At 68.7% G+C, this 19,641-nt stretch carries 15 protein-coding genes; 8 read left to right on the top strand and 7 right to left on the bottom strand.

Annotated elements, in window-relative coordinates:
- Window positions 1-78: 78 nt before the first annotated feature.
- On the bottom strand, window positions 79-1,419 hold the full coding sequence (locus HNR67_RS16275; protein ID WP_185003023.1) for a serine hydrolase domain-containing protein: 1,341 nt from the start codon (window positions 1,417-1,419) through the stop codon (window positions 79-81).
- Window positions 1,420-1,917: 498 nt separating this feature from the next.
- Between HNR67_RS16275 and HNR67_RS16270 the strand changes: the two genes are divergently transcribed.
- Entirely contained in the window at window positions 1,918-4,047 is a 2,130-nt protein-coding gene (locus HNR67_RS16270; RefSeq protein ID WP_185003021.1) for a tetratricopeptide repeat protein, read from the top strand.
- 313 nt (window positions 4,048-4,360) lie between these two features.
- Window positions 4,361-4,966, top strand: a complete 606-nt coding sequence (locus HNR67_RS16265) for a response regulator transcription factor (RefSeq protein ID WP_185003020.1) — start codon at window positions 4,361-4,363, stop codon at window positions 4,964-4,966.
- A gap of 157 nt (window positions 4,967-5,123) precedes the next feature.
- Here HNR67_RS16265 and HNR67_RS16260 read toward each other — a convergent pair whose 3' ends face one another.
- Window positions 5,124-5,342, bottom strand: coding sequence for a hypothetical protein (locus HNR67_RS16260; RefSeq protein ID WP_185003018.1), 219 nt, complete (start codon window positions 5,340-5,342; stop codon window positions 5,124-5,126).
- Window positions 5,343-5,470: 128 nt separating this feature from the next.
- Complete coding sequence (locus HNR67_RS16255) at window positions 5,471-6,340, bottom strand: NAD(P)-dependent oxidoreductase (protein WP_221489923.1); 870 nt, start codon at window positions 6,338-6,340, stop codon at window positions 5,471-5,473.
- Window positions 6,341-6,429: 89 nt separating this feature from the next.
- Here HNR67_RS16255 and HNR67_RS16250 point away from each other — a divergent pair, with 89 nt between their 5' ends.
- Window positions 6,430-7,005, top strand: a complete 576-nt coding sequence (locus tag HNR67_RS16250; protein ID WP_221489922.1) for a TetR/AcrR family transcriptional regulator — start codon at window positions 6,430-6,432, stop codon at window positions 7,003-7,005.
- A 7-nt stretch (window positions 7,006-7,012) separates the two neighbouring features.
- Here HNR67_RS16250 and HNR67_RS16245 read toward each other — a convergent pair whose 3' ends face one another.
- A complete protein-coding gene (locus tag HNR67_RS16245; protein ID WP_185003017.1) occupies window positions 7,013-7,579 on the bottom strand; it encodes a DUF2017 family protein in 567 nt (188 codons plus the stop codon).
- 73 nt (window positions 7,580-7,652) lie between these two features.
- On the opposite strand from HNR67_RS16245, the gene HNR67_RS16240 reads away from it, so the two are divergent.
- The 5 genes from HNR67_RS16240 (at window position 7,653) to HNR67_RS16220 (ending at window position 14,908) form a co-directional block, all read left to right on the top strand.
- The gene (locus HNR67_RS16240) at window positions 7,653-9,527 is read left to right on the top strand and encodes a glycoside hydrolase family 5 protein (protein WP_185003015.1); all 1,875 of its coding nucleotides are present in this window, start codon (window positions 7,653-7,655) and stop codon (window positions 9,525-9,527) included.
- A 222-nt stretch (window positions 9,528-9,749) separates the two neighbouring features.
- The gene (locus tag HNR67_RS45680) at window positions 9,750-12,518 is read left to right on the top strand and encodes a helix-turn-helix transcriptional regulator (RefSeq protein WP_185003014.1); all 2,769 of its coding nucleotides are present in this window, start codon (window positions 9,750-9,752) and stop codon (window positions 12,516-12,518) included.
- A gap of 314 nt (window positions 12,519-12,832) precedes the next feature.
- Complete coding sequence (locus tag HNR67_RS16230) at window positions 12,833-13,279, top strand: sugar 3,4-ketoisomerase (RefSeq protein WP_185003012.1); 447 nt, start codon at window positions 12,833-12,835, stop codon at window positions 13,277-13,279.
- On the top strand, window positions 13,279-14,379 hold the full coding sequence (locus tag HNR67_RS16225) for a DegT/DnrJ/EryC1/StrS family aminotransferase (RefSeq protein ID WP_185003010.1): 1,101 nt from the start codon (window positions 13,279-13,281) through the stop codon (window positions 14,377-14,379). The genes HNR67_RS16230 and HNR67_RS16225 overlap by 1 nt, the downstream gene beginning before the upstream one ends.
- A 169-nt stretch (window positions 14,380-14,548) precedes the next feature.
- Entirely contained in the window at window positions 14,549-14,908 is a 360-nt protein-coding gene (locus HNR67_RS16220; protein ID WP_185003008.1) for a hypothetical protein, read from the top strand.
- Between the two features lie 62 nt (window positions 14,909-14,970).
- Here the strand turns inward: HNR67_RS16220 and HNR67_RS16215 are convergent, their stop codons facing one another.
- Genes HNR67_RS16215 through HNR67_RS16205 form a run of 3 tightly spaced genes read right to left on the bottom strand, consistent with a single transcriptional unit; the run spans window position 14,971 to window position 19,409 of the window.
- The gene (locus HNR67_RS16215; protein WP_312987377.1) at window positions 14,971-17,406 is read right to left on the bottom strand and encodes a beta-glucosidase family protein; all 2,436 of its coding nucleotides are present in this window, start codon (window positions 17,404-17,406) and stop codon (window positions 14,971-14,973) included.
- Window positions 17,403-18,116, bottom strand: a complete 714-nt coding sequence (locus HNR67_RS16210) for a class I SAM-dependent DNA methyltransferase (RefSeq protein WP_185003006.1) — start codon at window positions 18,114-18,116, stop codon at window positions 17,403-17,405. Before HNR67_RS16210 ends, HNR67_RS16215 begins: the two co-directional genes overlap by 4 nt.
- Window positions 18,117-18,125: 9 nt before the next feature.
- A complete protein-coding gene (locus tag HNR67_RS16205; RefSeq protein WP_185003004.1) occupies window positions 18,126-19,409 on the bottom strand; it encodes an activator-dependent family glycosyltransferase in 1,284 nt (427 codons plus the stop codon).
- Window positions 19,410-19,641: the final 232 nt, after the last annotated feature.

Here is a 19,641-nt window from a genome sequence, read left to right as displayed (position 1 = left end):
GGCGTGGCAAGACCACGCCAGCAGACGGGGTATGCAGGAGCTAGCCGGAAGTGCGCTGAAGCGGGACTGTTCCCGCTGCTAACAGCGGCCGCTGCCGACCGCGCGGCGGGCCAGTCGGCCGGAAACCTGAATTCGGTCCAGCACACCGGTTACCGGGTCCCGAAGAAAGCGGCCGGGGTGCACGAGTTGTCCCGATTCCCAGTCCTGCTGGGCGAACATGAGTCCTTCGTGCGGGGTGAGCCGGGCGACGATCTCGCCGTCGATGGCCAGGCGCAGCGTGGCGTCCTCGGCCGGGCTGACCGTGTACTCGGTGTCGCCGTTGAGGTAGCTGCCGAAGATCTCGGGCGGCACCGTGGTGCGTCGGCCCGGCACGTCCAGCCGGTAACTGCCGACCTCGATGCCGACCTCGGCCAGCTCGTCGACGAGTTCCGCCCACAGGCCGATGCCGGTGTTGCCGTTGCTGGTGAAGGCGATGGCCTGGCTGCTGTCGGCGTTGACCCGCAGATGCGCGTCGGTGCCGTCGGCGTTGCCGTCGTGGCCGATCCAGTGCTGGACCCCAGTACGGAATACCCCGAAGCCGAGTCCCCAACCATCGGCAAGGCCGATCGGGTCGGCGCCCGGCTGGATGCGGCGCATCTCCGCGGCCAGCTCGGCCGGCAGCAGGTCGGGCAGTCCGGTCTCCGCCGGATCCATGTGCAGCAGGCCGAAGCGCAGCAGATCCGCGGCGCTGAGCGCGAGCGCTCCGGCCGGGGCCTCACCCATGGCGAGGGACTGCACGACCGGCCGGGTGCGTCCGTGCGAGGTGTTGACCGCATGCCCGCTGGCGACGTTCACCGAGGTCAGCGGGTTGGGCGCGACCACGAAGGCGGGCCGGATCCCCAGTGGGCGCAGCAGGATCGACTCGATCGCCTCCCACCAGGTCATGCCGGTGACCTCCTCGATCAGCCGCCCGACGACGGCGTAACCGAGGTTGGAGTAGGAGAAGCCCGCGCCGGCCGGCAGCACCAGTTCGGGGGTGCGGCAGTGCTCGGCGACGAAGCGGCGCAGGGACATCGTGGCGGCCACGGCCGAGTCCGGCCCGGAGGCCAGCCCGCTGGTGTGGCTGAGCAACTGGCGCAGCGTCAGTGGCGCGCCGAGTTCAGGGAGGTGCTCGGTGACGTCCGAGTCCAGCTCAAGATCGTCGTCGGCGACCAGCAGTATCGCCAGTGCGGCGGTGGCGGCCTTGGTGACCGAGCCAATAGGGAAGGCGGTGTCCCGGGTTACCGGTGTGCCGCCGCCGTAGCGCAGCTCGCCGGCCTCGGCGGTGATGGTCTCGCCGTTGACGTGCACGGCGAGCTGGGCGCCAGGAACCTGGTGCTTGCGGACCAGGGTGGACAGGGTGCGGGACAGCCACTCGGCCTCGACAGTGACTTGTGCCACGCAGGCGTCGCGGTATGACGACATGGAACGACAGACCCCTCATCGGTGACATGACTCATCCGGGCCGCGACTCCCGAAGGCAGATCAAACGCAGAACAGCGGTAACAATGCAACACGACCCCCCTGCGTCAATACCGCCAGACGGACTAGCGGTTGCCCGAGAGCAAGAGACGCCGAACACGTAGGCCAACTATCAGTAAATAAATTGGACCGATAAGCACAATTGCGCGAAACAAGATTGAGCCAAGCGGGTGCGTTTAGGTCCCTAATTCGGGGACAAGATTGCAACCCTGCGTAACCATAACCACCCAGAGTGACGGTCGTCTCCCCTGATCTTGTTCCTCTCCAGACAACGCTGGGTGACTGTGACGCTTGCAGCACGTTTGGGTGTTAACGCAGCGATTTCACTCGACACTGAAGTGGTCATGGACATCTAGAGAAGCGGAGCGGTATGGGGCTGTGACTGGGTAGACACGGAGCGTGCGGGATCATTCGAGGATGGGTTCGGACACGCACAACTCGGCCGAGCGGCTGGAGGGCGTGCAGGCGGGGGCCATCTATGGCGGCGTGCACTTCAACCAGGTTCCGCAACAGGCGGGTGGGCCGCGGCGGTATGGGGTGGTGCCTTCGCGGGTGGACTGCTTCCAGGAGCGGGAGGTCGCGGGGGAACTGGCGGCGGCGGTGGCTGCCGGGGCGGCGGCGGTGCTGACCGGGTCGTCCGGTGGGACGAGTGTGTTGGCCGGGCTGGGTGGGGTTGGGAAGACTCAGCTGGCGGCGAACTATGCGGAGTCGGTGGCTGCGGATGTGGATCTGCTGGTGTGGATCACGGCGACCTCGCGGCAGGCGATTCTGACTGAGTACGCGACGATCATCGCTGACTTGACGGGGTACCAGTCGCCGGATCCGGAGGCGCCGGCGAAGCGGTTCCTGGCTTACCTGGCGACGTTCGCGGGGCGTTGGCTGGTCGTGCTGGATGACGTGCAGTCTCCGGCGGATCTCCGGGATCTTTGGCCGCCAACGACTTCGGTCGGGCAGGTGGTGGTGACGACCCGGCGGCGGGACTCGGCGATGCGCGGGAAGAACCGGCGAGTTGTCGATGTGGACACGTTCAGCCCGGCGGAATCGTTGGCATTCCTGGAACACAAGCTCGCCGATCATCCGCATCTGTTGACAGAGGCCGAGAATCTGGCTGACGACCTGGGGCACTTGCCACTGGCGTTGACTCAGGCGGCGGCCTATGTGCTGGATCGGGACATCAGTTGTGCAGAGTATCGGGAACGCTTGGCGGATCAGGGAAACTCGCTGGAGTCACTGGCTCCGGAGCAGGACAGCTTGCCAGAGGATCATCGTCAGCCGGTGGCACGAACCTGGTCGCTATCGGTGCAGCTTGCGAACGATCTCAACCCAGCTGGACTCGCGAAACCCTTGCTGGAGTTAGCAAGTGTGTTGGATCCCAATGGGATTCCCGGCGATGTCTTTGTAAGCGAGGCGGTTCGGGAGTATCTGGGGAAGGTTGTGGAACACCCAGTGACCACGGCCGGGGCGCGAGATGCTCTGCGCTGTCTGCATCGGCTGAGCCTGATCAACCACGATGCCCGGAAGCCACATCGCGCGGTCCGGGTGCATGCGTTGGTACAGCGGACTACCCGGGACGGCCTGTTCGAGGCTCAACTAAAGTCACTTGCCCAGTGCGCGGCGGGAGCCCTGGTCGAGGTGTGGCCGGAGATTGAGAAAGACACAACGCTGGCCCAGGTGCTTCGTGCGAACACCATGACACTGCACGCCATCGCCGAGCCACACCTCTGGGGACCGAACGGCCATGACGTGCTGTTCCTAGCGGGTAACAGCCTCGGCGGCTGTGGACGAGCGTCCGAGGCCAGTGGCTACTTCGAGCAGTTGCGGACTATCGCCGAAAGACACCTCGGAGCAGACCACCCCGACACCCTGACCACCCGCCACAGCCTCGCCTACTGGCGCAGCGAAGCAGGCGATCTGACCACCGCCATCACCGAACACCAAGCAGTACTCGCCGACCACAACCGCATCCTCGGACCAGACCACCCCGACACCCTCGCCGTCCGCCACAGCCTCGCCCACTGGCGCGGCGCAACAGGCGACCCCACCACCGCCATCACCGAATACCAAGCGATACTCGCCGACCGCACCCGCATCCTCGGACCAGAAGACTCCGACACCCTGACCACCCGCCACAGCCTCGCCCACTGGCGCAGCGAAGCAGGCGACCCCACCACCGCCATCACCGAATACCAAGCGATACTCGCCGACCGCACCCGCATCCTCGGACCAGACCACCCCAAGACACTCTCCACGCGCCACAACCTCGCCAGCTTGCACAGAGCAACAGGCGATCTGACCACCGCCATCACCGAACACCAAGCAGTACTCGCCGACCACAACCGCATCCTCGGACCAGACCACCCCGACACCCTGACCACCCGCCAAAACCTCGCCCACCTGCGCGGCGAAGCAGGCGACCTGACCACCGCCATCACCGGACTCCAAGCGGTACTCGCCGACCGCACCCGCATCCTCGGACCAGACCACCCCGACACCCTCATGAGCCATGACACCCTCGCCTACTGGCAGGAGCAGACGGAGGGTCGGTAGACATCGCTTGAGCGGGCGTCCATATTACGCGGAATCAAAAGTTTGAAGCATCTACTAAGTAATTCAACAATCGTGATATACTCAGGAAAATCTGCACGAGGCAGCACAATCTACCCAGGAAAAGCGAAAATAAAATAGCACGCGTGATCGGAACACAAAGAAATGTCCGCCGCCAAGACGACAGCCCTTGTAGTCCGCACCGGATGACAGCAGTTGTCATTCGTCCCATTCGACCCTCGGGAACGCGATGAACAGCACATTAGCGGTCAGCCAAGCGCCTGATACCCATTCTCCGGAGTTCCGGGTCTTCCTCGTGGATCCGCAGCCGATCGTGGCCGAGGGATTGCGCGCGGTGTTCCGGAATCAGGCGGACATCGACCTCGTCGGCTGGGCCGATGGCTGGGAGCAGGCCCTGCACGGGCTGACCGCCGAGGCGCCGGATGTGTTGCTGGTCGAGGTGGCGGCCGAGGGGCCTGGTGGGGATGGGGTCGAGGTCATCCGGCGGGCGTCGCGGACGTTGCCGGACGTGCCGCTGCTGGTGTTCTCCAATGCGCGTAACCAGGTGGTCAGGGCGCTGGAGGCGGGGGCGCGGGGGTTCATTCTGAAGTCCTCCAGCAGTGAGTACCTGGTCAGCGCCGTGCGCGGGGCGTGCACGGGTGGCACGCCGATCTCCGCTGATCTGCTGCCCCAGTTGGTGGCGCGGGTCCAGGACGGCGGGGGCACGCCGCGGCTGTCCGCGCGGGAGCTGCAGGTGCTGCGGCTGGTCGCCACCGGGAATCGGACTCCGGAGATCGCGCAGCGGCTTTCGGTGACCGAACCGACGGTGAAGACCTATTTGCAGCGATTGTTCGGCAAGCTCAAGGTGAGCGATCGGGCCGAGGCCGTGCTCGCGGCCCGCGCGGCGGGTTTGCTGCCTTAGCGGGTTTGCTGCCATAGGCAGGGGATCGCGGGACTGGCGACTCCGGGTTTGCTTGGCAATGCATGTGGATTCCGGGTGAGTCCACCGGCTGGCCAGTCCCGATCGAGGTCATCGATTGCGCGTCTCCACTCAGGAGAAAGAAATTCGGGGCTGCCGGCTAACTGCGGGCACGCTGCTTCTCGGCGGACTTCATTGAAAAACTGATAGCCAGCAGGGCCACGCCCGCGATCGCGCAGACCACCGCGGCACCGGGCTGGTACTCGGCCAGCGGGCGCATCAGGAAGCCCCAGTCCTGGCCGTTCATCATCCGGTTCAGCAGCGAACCCACCCCGTTGACCAGGGCGATCCACCCGAAGACCTCTAGCGTGATGCGCATGTGCACTCCCTAGCCGTTCCGCTTGTTGTCGCGGCCAACGCTAGGCAGCGCGGGGGTACGCCCGAGTCCACAGCGAGGTGGATTCGGGCGTCATCTGCCAGGCGTACGCCGGGCAGCCCCCGGTACGACTACGCGTCCTGCTTGCGCAGCACCTCGAAGGTGCTGGCGAACCCCACCTTGCCGTGGCCCGCCTCGACCGTGCGGCGGAAGACATCCGCCACCGCGGCCGGCAGCGTGGTGTCCACCCCGGACTCGGCCGCGGTGTGCAGCACGTGGTCGGTGCTGGCCGAGTTCATCAGCATGTTGGCCAGCTCGCCCGGATACGTGCTGGTGTCGACCTCCACGGCGGTCTCCGGCATGAACATGGTCGCGATCGCGACGGACCGCTGCGCGTAGGGCAGGAACTCCGCCGCGCTGATGCCGTTGGCCTCGGCCATGGCCAGGGCCTGGAGGTAGGCGAGGTTGTTCGTCCAGAAGATGGTCATGCCGAGCTGGTAGTACAGCGCGGCCAGGCCCTGGTCCTCGCCCCGGTGGTCAGCACTGGTGATGACCTCCAGGGTTTCCCGGTGCTGCTCGAAGACCGCGAGCGGGCCGCTGTAATAGGTGCCGGACTCCGGGGAGCCGATCATGGTGGGCGGGACCTGCACACCGCCGCTGAGGTAGTCCGCGCCGTGGCCGATGGCCCACTCGGCCGCCGCACGCGAGCGCGACGGGGTGTCCGAGCTGAGGTTGACCAGGGTGCGGCCGGGCAGCGCGCCCACCGCGGGCTCCAGGATCTTGTACATGATCTCGACGTCGGTGAGGCTGAGGATGATCGGCCCGCCGGCGCCCAGTGCCTCGGCCACCGTCTCCGCGCGGTGCGCGCCCTTGGCGACCAGCGCGTCCGCCTTGCTCGTGGTGCGGTTCCAGACGGTCACCTGGTAGCCGCGGTCCAGGTAGGTCGCTGCCATGGCCTGCCCCATCGGCCCGAGTCCGATGATCGTCACTGCCTTCCGCACAGGTGTACCCTCTCTAAAACGAACGTTCTACTTAGTGACCTGAACGTAGCACAGACTAGAACGAACGCTCTACTTAGTAAGCTGGGCTGGTGACAGAGGCACTGGGCACCAGGGACCGGATCGTGCACACCACGTCCAAGCTCATGCAGCGGCAGGGCTACGAGGCCACCGGCATCAAGCAGATCGCCAGGGAGGCCAGTGCGACGCTGGGCTCGGTGTACCACTTCTTCCCCGGCGGGAAGCAGGAGCTGGCGGTGGCCGCGATCCGGCACGCGGACGCGGAGTTCGCCGAGATGCTGACCGCGATCCTGGCCAAGCACCCGGATCCTGGCGAGGCGGTCTACCAGGCCGCCGCCGAGACCGGCGTCTACCTGCGGGAGACCGACTGGGCCGAGGGCTGCCCGGTCACCGCGACCGCGCTGGAGACCGCGGGGCGGGTGCCGGAGATCCAGCGGGCCTGCGTGGAGACCTTCGCCAATTGGGAACGGATTATTTTCGAGAAGTTGAACTCGTGCGGGTTCGCCGAGGAGCTGGCCCGCGAGCTGGCTGGCACGGTGCTCAGCTCGTTGAGCGGGGCCGAGGTGTCAGCGCAGGTGAACCGGGATGTGCAGCCACTGGAGACCGCCGGTCGACACATGCAGCGGCTGATCAACTCCTACCGCTGAGGGCGGCTCAGGCGTCGGCGAAGTTGGCCAGGCTGTGCACGGCTTCCCACAGCCAGCGGGCGTGGTCGTAGCGCGGGCGCAGGTCGGCGGGTGGTTCCGGCAGTTCGTCGTGCAGCAGGACCTCGGGCACCCAGGTCACCGCGTAGGCCACCCGCAGGTTGAACAGCACGGCGTTCCAGTGCCGCAACGTCTCCGGGTTGTCGTGCAGCACGATCGGCGAACCGTCGGTGGGCAGCACCCGCACCGCGTGGTCCACGCCCTCGCGCAGCCAGGCCAGGAAGTCGGGCTCCCACAGCAGTCTGGCTTCCTCGGGCAGGTCCTCCTCCAGGTTCATCCGGAGCAGGAACTCCAGCGCGGGCTCACCGCTGGGACCGGCGGGCAGCGGCAGGCCGAGTTCGGTGCCGAGCGGGTAGTCGGTGGTGTACTGGGCGGTCCGCCAGTCGATCAGGGCGGCGAACTCGGTCAGCCGCTGGCGTAGCCATTCAACCTGGTCAGCCCCACAGTATCCGATGATCGTGCCGTCGACCCGGTCCCAGAAGATCACCACAAGTCCCTCGTTCGCGCGGGTCCCCACCCCAGACTCATTCATACACCTGGCCGCCGTTCGTCGGTTCCGCGGCCACTGTGTGCATCGCCACCATGACGGTATGAAGTGGCATCTGCCCAGTTCGGCACTTGTGGTGGCGGCAGTTCTGGCCTCGCTGCTGACAGTTCCGGCATCCGCGCAACCGGTTGCCGAGGAGTGGCGCGGTCCGTTGAGCACCCGCGGGCGGTACGTCGTGGACGCCGATGGAAACCGGTTTCGGCTGCGTGCCGGGAACTGGCACGGCGCGAGCGGGACCTGGAACGGCAGCGGGGACATCAACGATCCGGCCACGCACCACGCCGGGGAGATGAGTTCGGGCATCCCGCTCGGGCTGGACCGGGCACCGCTGGCCGAGCTGATCGGCAGCTTCCAGGCGTTGGGGCTCAACAGCATCCGGCTGCCCTTCGCCAACCAGATGATCCGGGAGAGCGCGCCGGTGCCCGATCGGGCGGTGGCGGCCAACCCCGAGTTGCGGGGGAAGACCCCGTTGCAGGTCTATGACGCAGTGGTGACCGCGCTGACCTCGGCGAAGTTCGCCGTGTTCCTCAACAATCACACCACGACCTCCCGCTGGTGCTGTGCCGTGGACGGCAACGAGCGCTGGAACACCGCGCAAACGGCTCAGCAGTGGGAGGAGGACTGGCTGTTCATGGCACGCCGCTACCGGTCCAACCCCAGGGTGGTCGGCGCGGACCTCTACAACGAGGTGCGGCGCAACGTCTTCGACGATCCGAACTGGGGACTGGGCGACCCGCGCGACTGGCACGCCGCGGCGCAGCGGGCCGGGGACCGGATCCTCAGCGAGGCCAACCCGGATCTGCTGATCGTGATCGAGGGCATCAACTGGTACGGCATCCCGGTCAACGGCTTCCCGCACGGGCGGCCGACCCTGGAACCCATGCGGCTGCTGTCCAACACCCTGGTCCGGTCCGGGAAGTTGGTGTACGCGGCGCACTTCTACGGCTACACCGGGCCGAATCACAGTGGTGCCACCGGGATCGGCGAGACCAGCGACCCGCGCTACCAGGACCTGAGCCGGGCCGAACTCACCGAGGTGCTGCGGCGGCAGGCCTTCTTCGTCACCGAGCAGGGCCAGCACTTCACCGCGCCGGTGTGGATCAGCGAGTTCGGCGTGGGCGGGCGGGAGGAGAACGGGGCCAAACCGCGGGCCTGGTTCGAGAACTTCGTGGACGAGATGATCAAGGCGGACGCGGATTTCGCCTACTGGCCGCTGGTCGGCTGGCACGAGAACCGGCGCGGCAACGGCTGGGCGCTGGCGCACTGGGACGCCGCCGGGCGGCGGATGTTCCTCGACGACGGCGACGACTGGCGGGCGCCCGCGTGGCGGCGGCTGATCGCGGCAGCCGGCAAGACCGGGCCGGTTCCCGTTGCGCCGCAATGGCGACAGCTGGCCATCGACCACGGCGACCTGGTGCAGTCGGCCCGGATGCGCGGGCTGCCGGACTGGGATCCGGGCGCGCGCAAGGCGGTGTGCCCGGACGGGCAGCGGCTGATCGGGCTGAGCCACACCGGCAACCGCGGCCTGTGCACCGACACCGGCGGCGTCCTGCCCACGCCGGGCACGCACCAGGTGGTCACCGACGAGCGGTTCGTGACCGCGGACTGGGCGAGCGGGTACACCAAGTTCCAGTGCCCGCCGCAGCAGCTCGCGATCGGCTACAGCGTGCGTGGCGCGGCGGTCTCCGCACTGCTGTGCGCGCCTGCCGGACGCGGTCTGGGCGGGTCGGACCGGACGGTCTGGTTCGACCGGGGCGACAACCGGGCCAGTACGGGCGGCGGCGAGTTCGCGCACGGGCGGCACAAGGGGCAGTGCGCGGACGGCGAGCACCTGGCCGGGGTGGCCTGGACCGGTCGGGTCGGCTCGGCACGCACCCCGGACGCCCTGCTCTGCCGGGTTTTCGTACAGCCGGGCTGACAGCCGCCGACACACTTGACGTGGCTCTGACGTACCGAATATTCGATGCCGACTTAGCGTGGGATTCACGTCACGGGCTTAGGGTCGAACCTGGCAGAAACTGCCTGTTATGGTGAATTTCGGTCGTGGGCGGAGTGGCGCAGCTCTCGTCCCGCGTACCGGCTGAGTAGCCCGTCACCCAAACGGGCTATCACTGGGGACTGGGGATGGGGTGAATCCTGCATGGCTTTGGCCGAGCGGGACGGACAGCTTGACTTCCTGCGGCGATTACTGGCCGACGCCTCCGCGGCGTATGGCCGGGTGGCGATGGTCACCGGGCCCGTGGCCAGCGGAAAGACCGAGTTGCTGCACGTGTTCGGCGAGCACGCGCGCGGGGCGGGCGCCCGCGTGCTGACCGCCACCGGGACGCGTGCGGAGCGGAACATGCCACTGGGTGTGCTGCGCCAGTTGCTGCGGGGAGCGGCACTGGCGCCGGAGACCCTGGCCAGGGTGCTGGCCCTGCTCGATGAGGGCCAGGCCACCGCGACCCGCACCGAACCGGACAACGAGGTGACCGAGCGGGTCCAGGCGCGGATCGCGCACGACCTGGCCGACACCCTGCTGGCGCTGTCGGTGGAATCGGTGCTGGTGCTCACCGTCGACGATGTGGACCACGCGGACGTGGCCTCGGTGCGGGTGCTGGTGGACCTGGCCCGCAGGCTGCGCTCACACCGGGTGCTGGTGCTGTTCACCGAGCTGACCGGGGCGAGCCCGGCGCACCCGGCCTTCCGCACCGAACTGCTGCGGCAACCGCACTTCCGGCGGATCCGGCTGACCCCGCTGTCGGTGCGCGGGGTGGCCGAGATGCTGGCCCAGCAACTGGCCGACGGGGCGCACCTCGCCGCCGACTGCCACGAGCTGACCGGCGGGAACCCGTTGCTGGTGCGGGCCTTGGTGGAAGATCAGCATTCGGCGCACACCGCAGGCGGGCTGTCCGTCGGCGAGGCGTTCGGCCAGGCCGTGCTGGCCTGCCTGCACCGCAGCAACCCGCTGCTGCTGCGGGTGGCGCAGGGCATCGCGGTACTGGGCAGCACCGAGGCCGAACCGCTCAGCGGCCTGCTGGACCTGGCCCCCGAGGCGGTCACCCAGGGAGTGGACACGCTGGTCGAGGCCGGACTGGCCCGGCGCGGCGGATTCCGCCACCCGGCGGTGGGCGCCGCGGTGCTGGCCGACGTGTCCCCGGACACCAGGGCCGACCTGCACCTGCGCGCCGCCGAGCGGCTGCACCTGGAAGGCGCGCCGCCGGCCCCGATCGCCGAGCACCTGCTGGCCGCTGGCCGGATCGGCGGTCAGTGGGCGGTGCAGATGCTGTGGACCGCGGGCGAGCACGCGCTGACCGAGGACCGGGTCGAGTACGCGGTGGAATGCCTGGAACTGGCCCACCGCAGCAGCACCGACGACCAGACCAGGGCGACCATCCGGATGATGCTGGTCGGGCTGGCCCGGCGGGCCAACCCGGCGGTGGTGGCCCGGCACCTGGCCGAGCTGACCGAGGCGCTGCGCAAGGGCACGCTCAACACCAGGGACGCGCTGACCTCGGTGCGCTGCCTGCTGCTGCACGGCCGCAACACCGAGGCCGCCGAGGCGATGATCCAGCTCAGCGAGACCGTCGGGCAGACCGACAAGCAGACCGCGCTGGAGCTGGCGATCACCCGCGAGTGGATGTTCAGCATGCACCCGCCGCTGCTGTCCCAGCTGCCCGCGGCCGAGCTGGCCCCGGAATCCGGCGCGGTGCGCGATCCGCGGCTGCAGACCGGGCTGGCGCTGCGCAAGGTGATCGCGGTCGGTCCCGAGGAGACCGCGATCATGGACGCCGAGCAGGTGCTGCAGGGCTCCCGGCTGTCCGAGAAGACCTTCGACGCGCTGGTCTCCGCGCTGATGGTGCTCTACTTCGCCGACCGGCTGGACCGGGCACTGCCCTGGGCGGACGCGCTGCTGGCCGAGTCGGCCGAGCGCAACGCACCGGGCTGGCACGCCATGTTCGCCTCCGCACGGGCCGCGATGGCCCTGCGCCAGGGCGATCTGCCCGGCGCCGAAGCGCACGCCCGCGCCGCACTGCGGCACACCACCCCGCACACCTGGGGGGTCGCGGTAGGGGGTCCCCTGGGGTGCCTGATCGTGGCGCTGACCGAACTGGGCAAGCTGGCCGAGGCCGAGGAACTGCTCAACCTGCCCACCCCCGACGCCATGCTGGAATCGACCTTCGGGCTGCAGTACCTGTCCGCGCGCGGCCGGTGCCACCTGGCCGCGGACCGGTTGTACGCGGCGCTGGGCGACTTCCGGCTGTGCGGGGAACTGATGGCCGAATGGGGCATGGACCGGCCCTCGTTCGTGCCGTGGCGCAGTGACGCCGCCGAGGTGCTGATCCGGCTGGGCAAGCACCACGAGGCCAGGGCGCTGCTGGAAGAACAGCTCGCGATGGACTGCACCAACCGGCCGCGGATCCGCGGCGTCACGCTGCGCCTGCTGGCCGCGATCAGCGAACCGCACCGGCGACTGGCCCTGCTCACCGAGGCCGTCGAGCTGTCCAGGGCGGGCGGCGACCGGTTGCAGCTGGCCAGGGCACTGGGCGAGCTGAGCCAGGCCCAGGTCGAGGCGGACTCCACCCAGGCGCGGATGACCCTGCGCCGGGCCTGGCACCTGGCGCGGGAATGCCAGGCCGCGCCGCTGTGCGAGGAACTGGTGCCGGGTCAGGCCGGGGTCGAGGCCGAGGCCCCGCCCGCGCCGGTGGAGGTGGACGCGGACAAGGTGACCGCGCTCTCCGACGCCGAACAGCGGGTGGCCGCGCTGGCCGCGCAGGGGCACACCAACCGGCAGATCGCGAGCAAGCTGTGCATCACGATCAGCACGGTGGAGCAGCATCTGACCAGGGTGTACAAGAAGCTGAACGTGACCAGGCGGGCTGATCTGCCGTCGGGGCTGCACAGTCCGGACACGGCGGTAAGCGCGTAGGTCGTGTTCGGTGGGTATTGGTCGATGAGCGCCGGAGTCCAGATTGCTTCTGGTCGTGTCGCCGTGGTGGCCTCGTACCGCTGTTGTACGTGGCCGCCGCGGCGGCGCGGCCAGGGGCGATCTGGGCCCGGCGATCGCGACCAAGGTCCACCGAACACGACCTGACACGCCCCCAGGGGTGGGTGAATGGCGAATGGGTTCTTAGGGGCTCGTAGGGGTTAAAAGTAGGGGTGATCCCCGGCCTACGATTTTCCGGAACCAATTCGCCGTTCATTCGCCGTCGCATTGTGCGGCGAAGACCCTGGGGGTTTTTCATGCCCGCCTACCGAAATGATGAAGGCATTCTCGTCGGCAAGGTCGAGCCCTGCCGGATGGTCGACCTGCCCGAGCACAACGACCCGCGCGGCAACCTGTGCGTGGTGGAGGCGGGCAAGGAGATCAAGTTCGACATCAAGCGTGTGTACTACCTGTACGACCTGCCCGCGACCACGATCCGTGGCGCGCACGGGCACCGCAACCTGGAACAGCTGATCATCGCGGTGCACGGCAAGTTCGACATCACCGTCGACGACGGCCAGTACCGGGACCGTTTCCACCTGGACAATCCCAGTCGCGGTCTCTACGTCGGCCCGATGGTGTGGCGGAACCTGATTAACTTCTCCCCCGGCGCGGTCGGTCTGGTACTCGCCTCGACGCACTACGACGAGGCCGACTACTACCGCGAGTACGCCGACTTCCAGCGCGACGCCAGGAAACTCTGATGGCTGTTCCCTTTCTCGATCTGAAGGCGCCGCATGAGGAACTGCGCGCCGAACTGGATGCCGCCTACCGCCGGGTCGTGGACTCCGGCTGGTTCCTGCTCGGGCCCGAACTCGCCGCCTTCGAGGCCGAGTTCGCCGCCTACTGCGAGGCCGAGCACTGCGTGGCCGTCGGCAGTGGCTGCGACGCGCTGGAACTCATCCTGCGTGCCCTGGACATCGGTCCCGGCGACGAGGTCATCGTGCCCAGCGCCACCTTCATCGCCAGCTGGCTGGCGGTCTCGGCGGCCGGCGCCACGCCGGTGCCGGTGGAGCCGGACGAGGACACGCTGCTGATCGACCCCAAGCAGGTCGAGGCGGCCATCACCCCGCGTACCAAGGCGATCATGCCGGTGCACCTGTACGGGCAGCCGGCGGACCTGGACGCGCTGGAAGCGATCGCGGCCGAGCACGGGTTGCACGTGGTCGAGGACGCCGCCCAGGCGCACGGCGCGCGGTACAAGGGTCGCCGGGTCGGGGCGGGGTCCATCGCGGCCGCGTTCAGCTTCTACCCCGGCAAGAACCTGGGTGCGCTCGGTGACGGCGGGGCGGTGGTGACCTCCTCGGCGGAGCTGGCCGACAAGCTGCGGCTGCTGCGCAACTACGGCTCGCGGGTGAAGTACCAGCACGAGATCCAGGCGACCAACTCCCGCCTGGACGAGCTGCAGGCGGCGATGCTGCGGGTGAAGCTGCCCGCGCTGGACCGGTGGAACGACCGGCGCAAGGAGGTCGCCGACCGCTACCTGCGTGAGCTGGCCGATATCGAGGACCTGGTGCTGCCGGTGGTGCCGGTGTGGGCCGAGCCGGTGTGGCACCTGTTCGTGGTGCGCTGCGCTGAGCGGGACGCGGTGCAGGAACGCCTGGCGGGGCTGGGGATCGGCACGTTGATCCACTACCCGGTCGCGGTGCACCGCTCGCCCGCGTACGCCGACGGCTCCTGGGGGGAGCTGCCGGTGGCCGATCAGGTGGCCGAGCGGGTGCTGAGCCTGCCGATCGGGCCGCACATGTCCGAGGACGAGGTCACCGCGGTGATTTCCGGGGTGCGGGAGGCATTCGGCCGGTAGGGGATGTGGGGTGCGGGAGCCCGGGTGCGTGCTGGCACCCGGGCTTTGTGCTGTCCGAAAGTAGGGGGCCGCTTCAGCCCGGGTTGAAAGGGCTGCGATCGCCTGATGCGCCTGCCTACGATCCCGGCGATCTCCGCACCGTGCGGGGCCCAAGATCACTGGGGAGCCGATGAAGAAGCTCTTGTCCACCGCCACGGTGGCCGCCACGGTCCTGGCCGGGGTGCTCGTCGGAGCAGGCACGGCCAGTGCCGCGAACCCGACCAAGCGCTGCGAGCCGAGCGCGTCCCGGAGCTGCAGCCTGCCTTCGGGCTACTTCAAGGGCGGCACCATCTCCATCGACATCGACGCGATCCTGAAGCCGGGCGACCAGGAGACCTGGTTCACCTTCACCATCGGCAACTGCAAGGGCGGCGCCTACGCCAACGACCCGCCCCGGTCCTGGACCTGCGTGCTGCCAGCCAGCTACTACACGCTGACCGCCACGGCCAGCTTCGCCTCCCCCTACTGGGAACTCGGCCTGCGCTGGTAATCCCCCGGACATGCCAAGGAGCCCGGGTATTGCGCACCCGGGCTCCTTGACCAGCGAAATCCTTATGGCAGAACAACCACCGTCGTCTTCAGCGGCAGTTGCGCCGAGGACGGCCCGACCTGGATCGACCGGGTGCCACCCCCAGTGACCCACCGATCGGTCGTGGCGTTCCAGTACTTCAGCCGCTGCGCGTCCACCTTCACCGTCACCCGCTTGGTCTCACCGGGCAACAGCTCCACCTTGGTGTAGCCGGCCAGCGCCTTGTCCGCCTGCGCCGCGGTCACCAGCGGGCTGGCGCCCAGGTAGACCTGCGGCACCTCCTTGCCCTTGTGGATCCCGGTGTTGCGCAAGGAGAAGCTGACCTCGATGCCGTCCGCCACGGTCTTGGTGGCCAGGTCGGTGTAGGTGAAGCTGGTGTAGGACAGGCCGTGCCCGAACGGGAACAGCGGCTTGACCTTCTGCTTGTCGTACCAGCGGTAGCCGACCTGGATGCCCTCGGTGTACTTCTGCTCGTTGCCGATCCCGGGGTAGCGCTCCGGGTTGTTGGCGACGGGGTGGGTGTTCTCGTCCACCGGGAAGGTCTGGGTGAGCTTGCCGCTGGGGTTGGTGTCCCCGAACAGCAGGGCCGTGGTGGCCTCGGCGCCGGTCTGGCCCGGGTACCACATGTCCAGCACCGCGGCGGTCCGCTCCAGCCAGGGCATGGTGATCGAGGAGCCGGTGTTGAGCACGACCACCGTGTTGGAGTTGGCCTTGGCCACCTCGGTGATCAGCTTGTTCTGGCGGCCGGGCAGACCGAGGTTGGCCCGGTCGTAGCCCTCCATGCCGTCGTCGTAGGCGAAGACGACCGCGGTGCGGGCGGTCTTCGCGGCCTGGACCGCGGCGACGATGGCGGCCTCGGCTGCCTCCGGGGTGACCCAGGACAGCTTGGCCGACAAGGAAGATGCCACCGGTGCCGAGCCGGACATGGTGATCTTGTGCGTGCCCGCGGTCAGGTGCACCACGGCGCTGGTGATCTTGCCGTAGACCTCGCCCGCCTCGATCGGCGTCTGGTTGCCGATCTGCACGGTGGCGAAACCGCCGGTGGCCTCGATCGCGATCCGGTAGTCCCCAGTCACCGGAGCGGTCAGCGTGCCGTCGTAGAACTGGCCGGCGGTGCCCGGCTGGAGCAGGACGCCGGTCGGGAAGGCCGGGGTCAGCGTGCCTGCCGGGATGGGCGAGCCGACGAGTTCCTCACCCGCGGAGTAGGTGACCGTGGCACCGGCTCCGGCGCGGGCCTTGATGGTGTCCAGCGGCGCGTTGGCCTTGTCCGGCACCACGTGCGCGCTGCCCAGGCCGGTGACCTTGGGGTCCTTGGCGCGGGGGCCGATCACCGCGATGCTGGCGCCAGCGCCTGCCAGCAGCGGCAGGGCCTGGTTCTGGTTGCGCAGCAACACACCGCCGGCCTCGGCGACCTGCTGGGTGACCGCGTTGGCGGTGGCCAGGTCGCGGGTGGGCCGGGGGCGCGGGTTGGCGCCGATCAGGCCGTGCCGGTCCAGCTGGCCGACGATGCGGCTGACCGCCCTGTCCACTGTGGACACCGGGATCTGGCCGCCCTGCACGGCTTCCTTGAGCTTCTTGCCGAAGTGCAGGCCGCCGGGGATGCCGTGTTCGACGCCCTGGCTCCAGTCGATGCCCAGTTCCTGGTCCAGGCCCTTGCTGATCGAGTCGGTGCTGTGCGTGGCCAGCCAGTCCGACATCACCCAGCCCTGGAAACCCCACTGCTCGCGCAGGATCGAGGTCAGCAGCTCCTGGTGCCCGCAGGACGGGGTGCCGTTGACCTTGTTGTAGGCGCACATCACCGAGCTGACGCCGGCCTTGACCGATGCCTCGAAGGCGGGCAGCTCGATCTCGCGCAGGGTCTGCTCGTCGACGGTGACGTTGACGTTTTGCCGGTTCTGCTCCTGGTTGTTCGCCGCGTAGTGCTTGGCGGTGGCGATCAGGCCCTGGCTCTGGATGCCCTTGATCTGGGCGGCCGCGGTGCGCGCGGAGACCAGCGGGTCCTCGCTGAAGGTCTCGAAGTTCCGCCCGGCCTGCGGCACCCGGATGATGTTCATCATCGGGCCGAAGACCACATCCTGTTGCAGGGCACGGCCATCGCGGCCCATGACCTCGCCGTACTTGCGGGCCAGCTCGTCGTCGAAGGTGGCGGCGAGCGCGACCGGCGCGGGCATGGCGGTGGCCGGCTGGTTGTTCAGCCGGATGCCCGCCGGGCCGTCGGCCGAGCGGACCTCCGGGATGCCCAGTCGCGGCACGCCGGGCAGCGAGCCGACGCTGAACGGGCCGGTGAAGGCCACCGTCCAGTGCACGAACGAGAGCTTCTCGTCCAGGGTCATCTGGGCGACCAGCGGATGCACCCCGGTGCGTCCGGCGGCCGGTGCCGCGCTGGCTCCGGTGCTCGCCACCAGGGTGGTGGCGGTGACCAGGGCCAGTGCGGCCAACAGCTTCCTGCGCAGTGTCACTTCACGACTCCAACGAACAGACCGCGACCGGACGGGCCGCCCTCGACGTAGTCCACGGCGCAGCCAGCCCGCTCGAAGGCGGTCTCGTACTGCTCGCGGGTGAACAGGGTGATGACGTGCGTGTCGGTGAAGTGCCGGATGCCGTTCTCGGCGTCGGCGACCGTGTAGTGCACGTCCATGTGGGTGTGGTCGCCCTCGCGGCGGGAGTGCGAGACCCTGGCGATGGTGCGGCCGTCGACCTTGACCACGTCGCCGCCGACGTAGCCGGGCAGGAACTTCTCCGGCGTCCACCAGGGCTCGATCACGATGACGCCGCCGGGCTCCAGGTGCTTGGCGAAGGCGGCCAGCGCGCGGTCCAGGTCGGCCTGGTCGCTCATGTAGCCGATGGAGCTGAACATGCAGGTGACCGCGTGGAAGGTGCGGCCGAGGTCGAACTCGCGCATGTCGCCCTGGTGCACGGTGACCGCGGGGTGGCGGTCGCCGGAGATCCGGACCATCGCCTCGGACAGCTCCAGGCCCTCGACGTGCTCGAACAGCTCGGTGAACGGGCCGAAGTGCGCGCCGGTGCCGGAGGCCACGTCGAGCAGGTCGGTGGCGTCGGCCTTGCGGTCGGTGATCAGCTCGTGCACCTGGGCGGCCTCGGCGGGGTAGTCCTTGCCGCGGCCGCGGTAGATGGCGTCGTAGACGTCGGCCAACTCGGTGTCGTACATGGGATTTCCTTACGCTGTGGGGACCGGGGCACGGTGCCGGGCGACCAGGCGCTCCAGCTCCGGCACGATCTCGTTGGGCTTGGGGTCGGCCAGCACCTCGCCGCGCAGCTTGGCCGCACCGGCGGCGAAGGCGGGGTCGGTGAGCAGGCGGACGAGCTTGTCCCGCAGGGCTTGCGCGGTCAGCTCGGCCGGGCGCACGTACAGCCCGGCGTCGATGCTCTCCAGCTGCTGGGCCTTGAGCACGGCGTCGAACATCTCCGGCAGCAGCAGCTGCGGCACGCCGTAGAGCATCGCGGTGGCCGCGGTGCCCGCGCCGCCGTGGTGGATGATCGCCGAGCAGGTGGGCATCAGCGCGTGCAGCGGCACGAACTCCACCAGCTTGAGGTTGTCCGGCACCGTGGTCGACGCGGTGAACTCGGCCTGCTGGGCCGCGTTCATGGTGGCGATGACCTCGATGTCCAGGTCGGCCATGGCCTGCACCAGGTCGGTGAAGGAGACCGAGTCACCGCCAAGGCTCTCCCGCGCGGACACGCCGAGGGTGATGCACACCCGCGGGCGTTCCGGCTTGGCGCGCAGCCAGTCCGGCACCACGGCCGGCCCGTTGTAGGGCACGTAACCCATGGGCACGATGGGCTGGCCGACCGGCAGCCGGGTGCTGGCCGGGGTCTGGTCGATGGTCCACTGACCGCTGACCAGTTCCTCGTCGAAGCTCAGGCCGAGCCGTTCCATGGTCCAGCCCAGCCATTCGGCCAGCGGGTCGTCCTGGTGTGCCGGGGGCTGCTGGTCGTGCAGTTCCAGGAAGCGGTTCCTGGTGCGGGTCAGCACGTCCGGGCCCCAGAGCAGACGGGCGTGCGCGGCCCCGCTGGCCTTGGCGGCGATGGAACCGGCCCAGGTGAAGGGCTCCCAGATGACCAGGTCGGGCTGCCAGGCGCGGGCGAAGGCGACCAGCTCGTCGACCATGGAGTCGTTGTTGGCCAGCGAGTAGAACATCGGCGTCATCATGGTGTACATGCCGAGCATGTAGTCCCAGGTGAGGATGTCCGGCCTGGTCTCGGAGAAGTTGATCTCCGGGTGGTCGGCCTGCTTCTGGCTGGTGTTCTGCTCGCGGGTCTGGTGGATGACGTGGTCCTCGCCGACCGGGACCGCGGTGAGTCCGGCGTGCGTGATCGCGTCGGTGAGCGCGGGCTGGCTGGCGATGCGGACCTCGTGGCCCGCGGTGCGCAGTGCCCAGGCCAGCGGCACCATGCTGAAGAAGTGGGTGTTGTGCGCGAAGGAGGTCATGAGCACACGCATCGGCGGCTCCTTCCAGAAGCAGGGCAGTGTTGGCCGTTATCGCACGGTGTGTTGGCCGTTCCGGACGGTGTGTTGGCCGATCCGGACGGTGTGTTGGCCGATCCGGACGGTGTGTTGGCCGATCCGGACGGTGTGTTGGCCGATCCGGACGGTGTGTTGGCCGATCCGGGACGGTGTGTTGGCAAAGCGGCGTACCGGTTCGGCCAACACCGTGTACGACAACGGCCAACAC

Origin of the sequence: Crossiella cryophila (genome assembly GCF_014204915.1) — a bacterium.
Taxonomy (GTDB): Bacteria; Actinomycetota; Actinomycetes; order Mycobacteriales; family Pseudonocardiaceae; genus Crossiella; species Crossiella cryophila.
The sequence above is the reverse complement of the archived record's forward strand: the minus strand, read 5'-3'. Positions and strand labels throughout refer to the sequence as shown.

What these genes read in the sequence shown, in the direction of transcription:
- HNR67_RS16205 (WP_185003004.1), bottom strand. Translation starts at nt 19,409, where the DNA reads ATGCGTGTGCTCATGACCTCCTTCGCGCACAACACCCACTTCTTCAGC.
- HNR67_RS45680 (WP_185003014.1), top strand. Translation starts at nt 9,750, where the DNA reads ATGGCTTTGGCCGAGCGGGACGGACAGCTTGACTTCCTGCGGCGATTA.
- HNR67_RS16230 (WP_185003012.1), top strand. Translation starts at nt 12,833, where the DNA reads ATGCCCGCCTACCGAAATGATGAAGGCATTCTCGTCGGCAAGGTCGAG.
- HNR67_RS16220 (WP_185003008.1), top strand. Translation starts at nt 14,549, where the DNA reads ATGAAGAAGCTCTTGTCCACCGCCACGGTGGCCGCCACGGTCCTGGCC.
- HNR67_RS16260 (WP_185003018.1), bottom strand. Translation starts at nt 5,342, where the DNA reads ATGCGCATCACGCTAGAGGTCTTCGGGTGGATCGCCCTGGTCAACGGG.
- HNR67_RS16270 (WP_185003021.1), top strand. Translation starts at nt 1,918, where the DNA reads ATGGGTTCGGACACGCACAACTCGGCCGAGCGGCTGGAGGGCGTGCAG.
- HNR67_RS16240 (WP_185003015.1), top strand. Translation starts at nt 7,653, where the DNA reads ATGAAGTGGCATCTGCCCAGTTCGGCACTTGTGGTGGCGGCAGTTCTG.
- HNR67_RS16225 (WP_185003010.1), top strand. Translation starts at nt 13,279, where the DNA reads ATGGCTGTTCCCTTTCTCGATCTGAAGGCGCCGCATGAGGAACTGCGC.
- HNR67_RS16210 (WP_185003006.1), bottom strand. Translation starts at nt 18,116, where the DNA reads ATGTACGACACCGAGTTGGCCGACGTCTACGACGCCATCTACCGCGGC.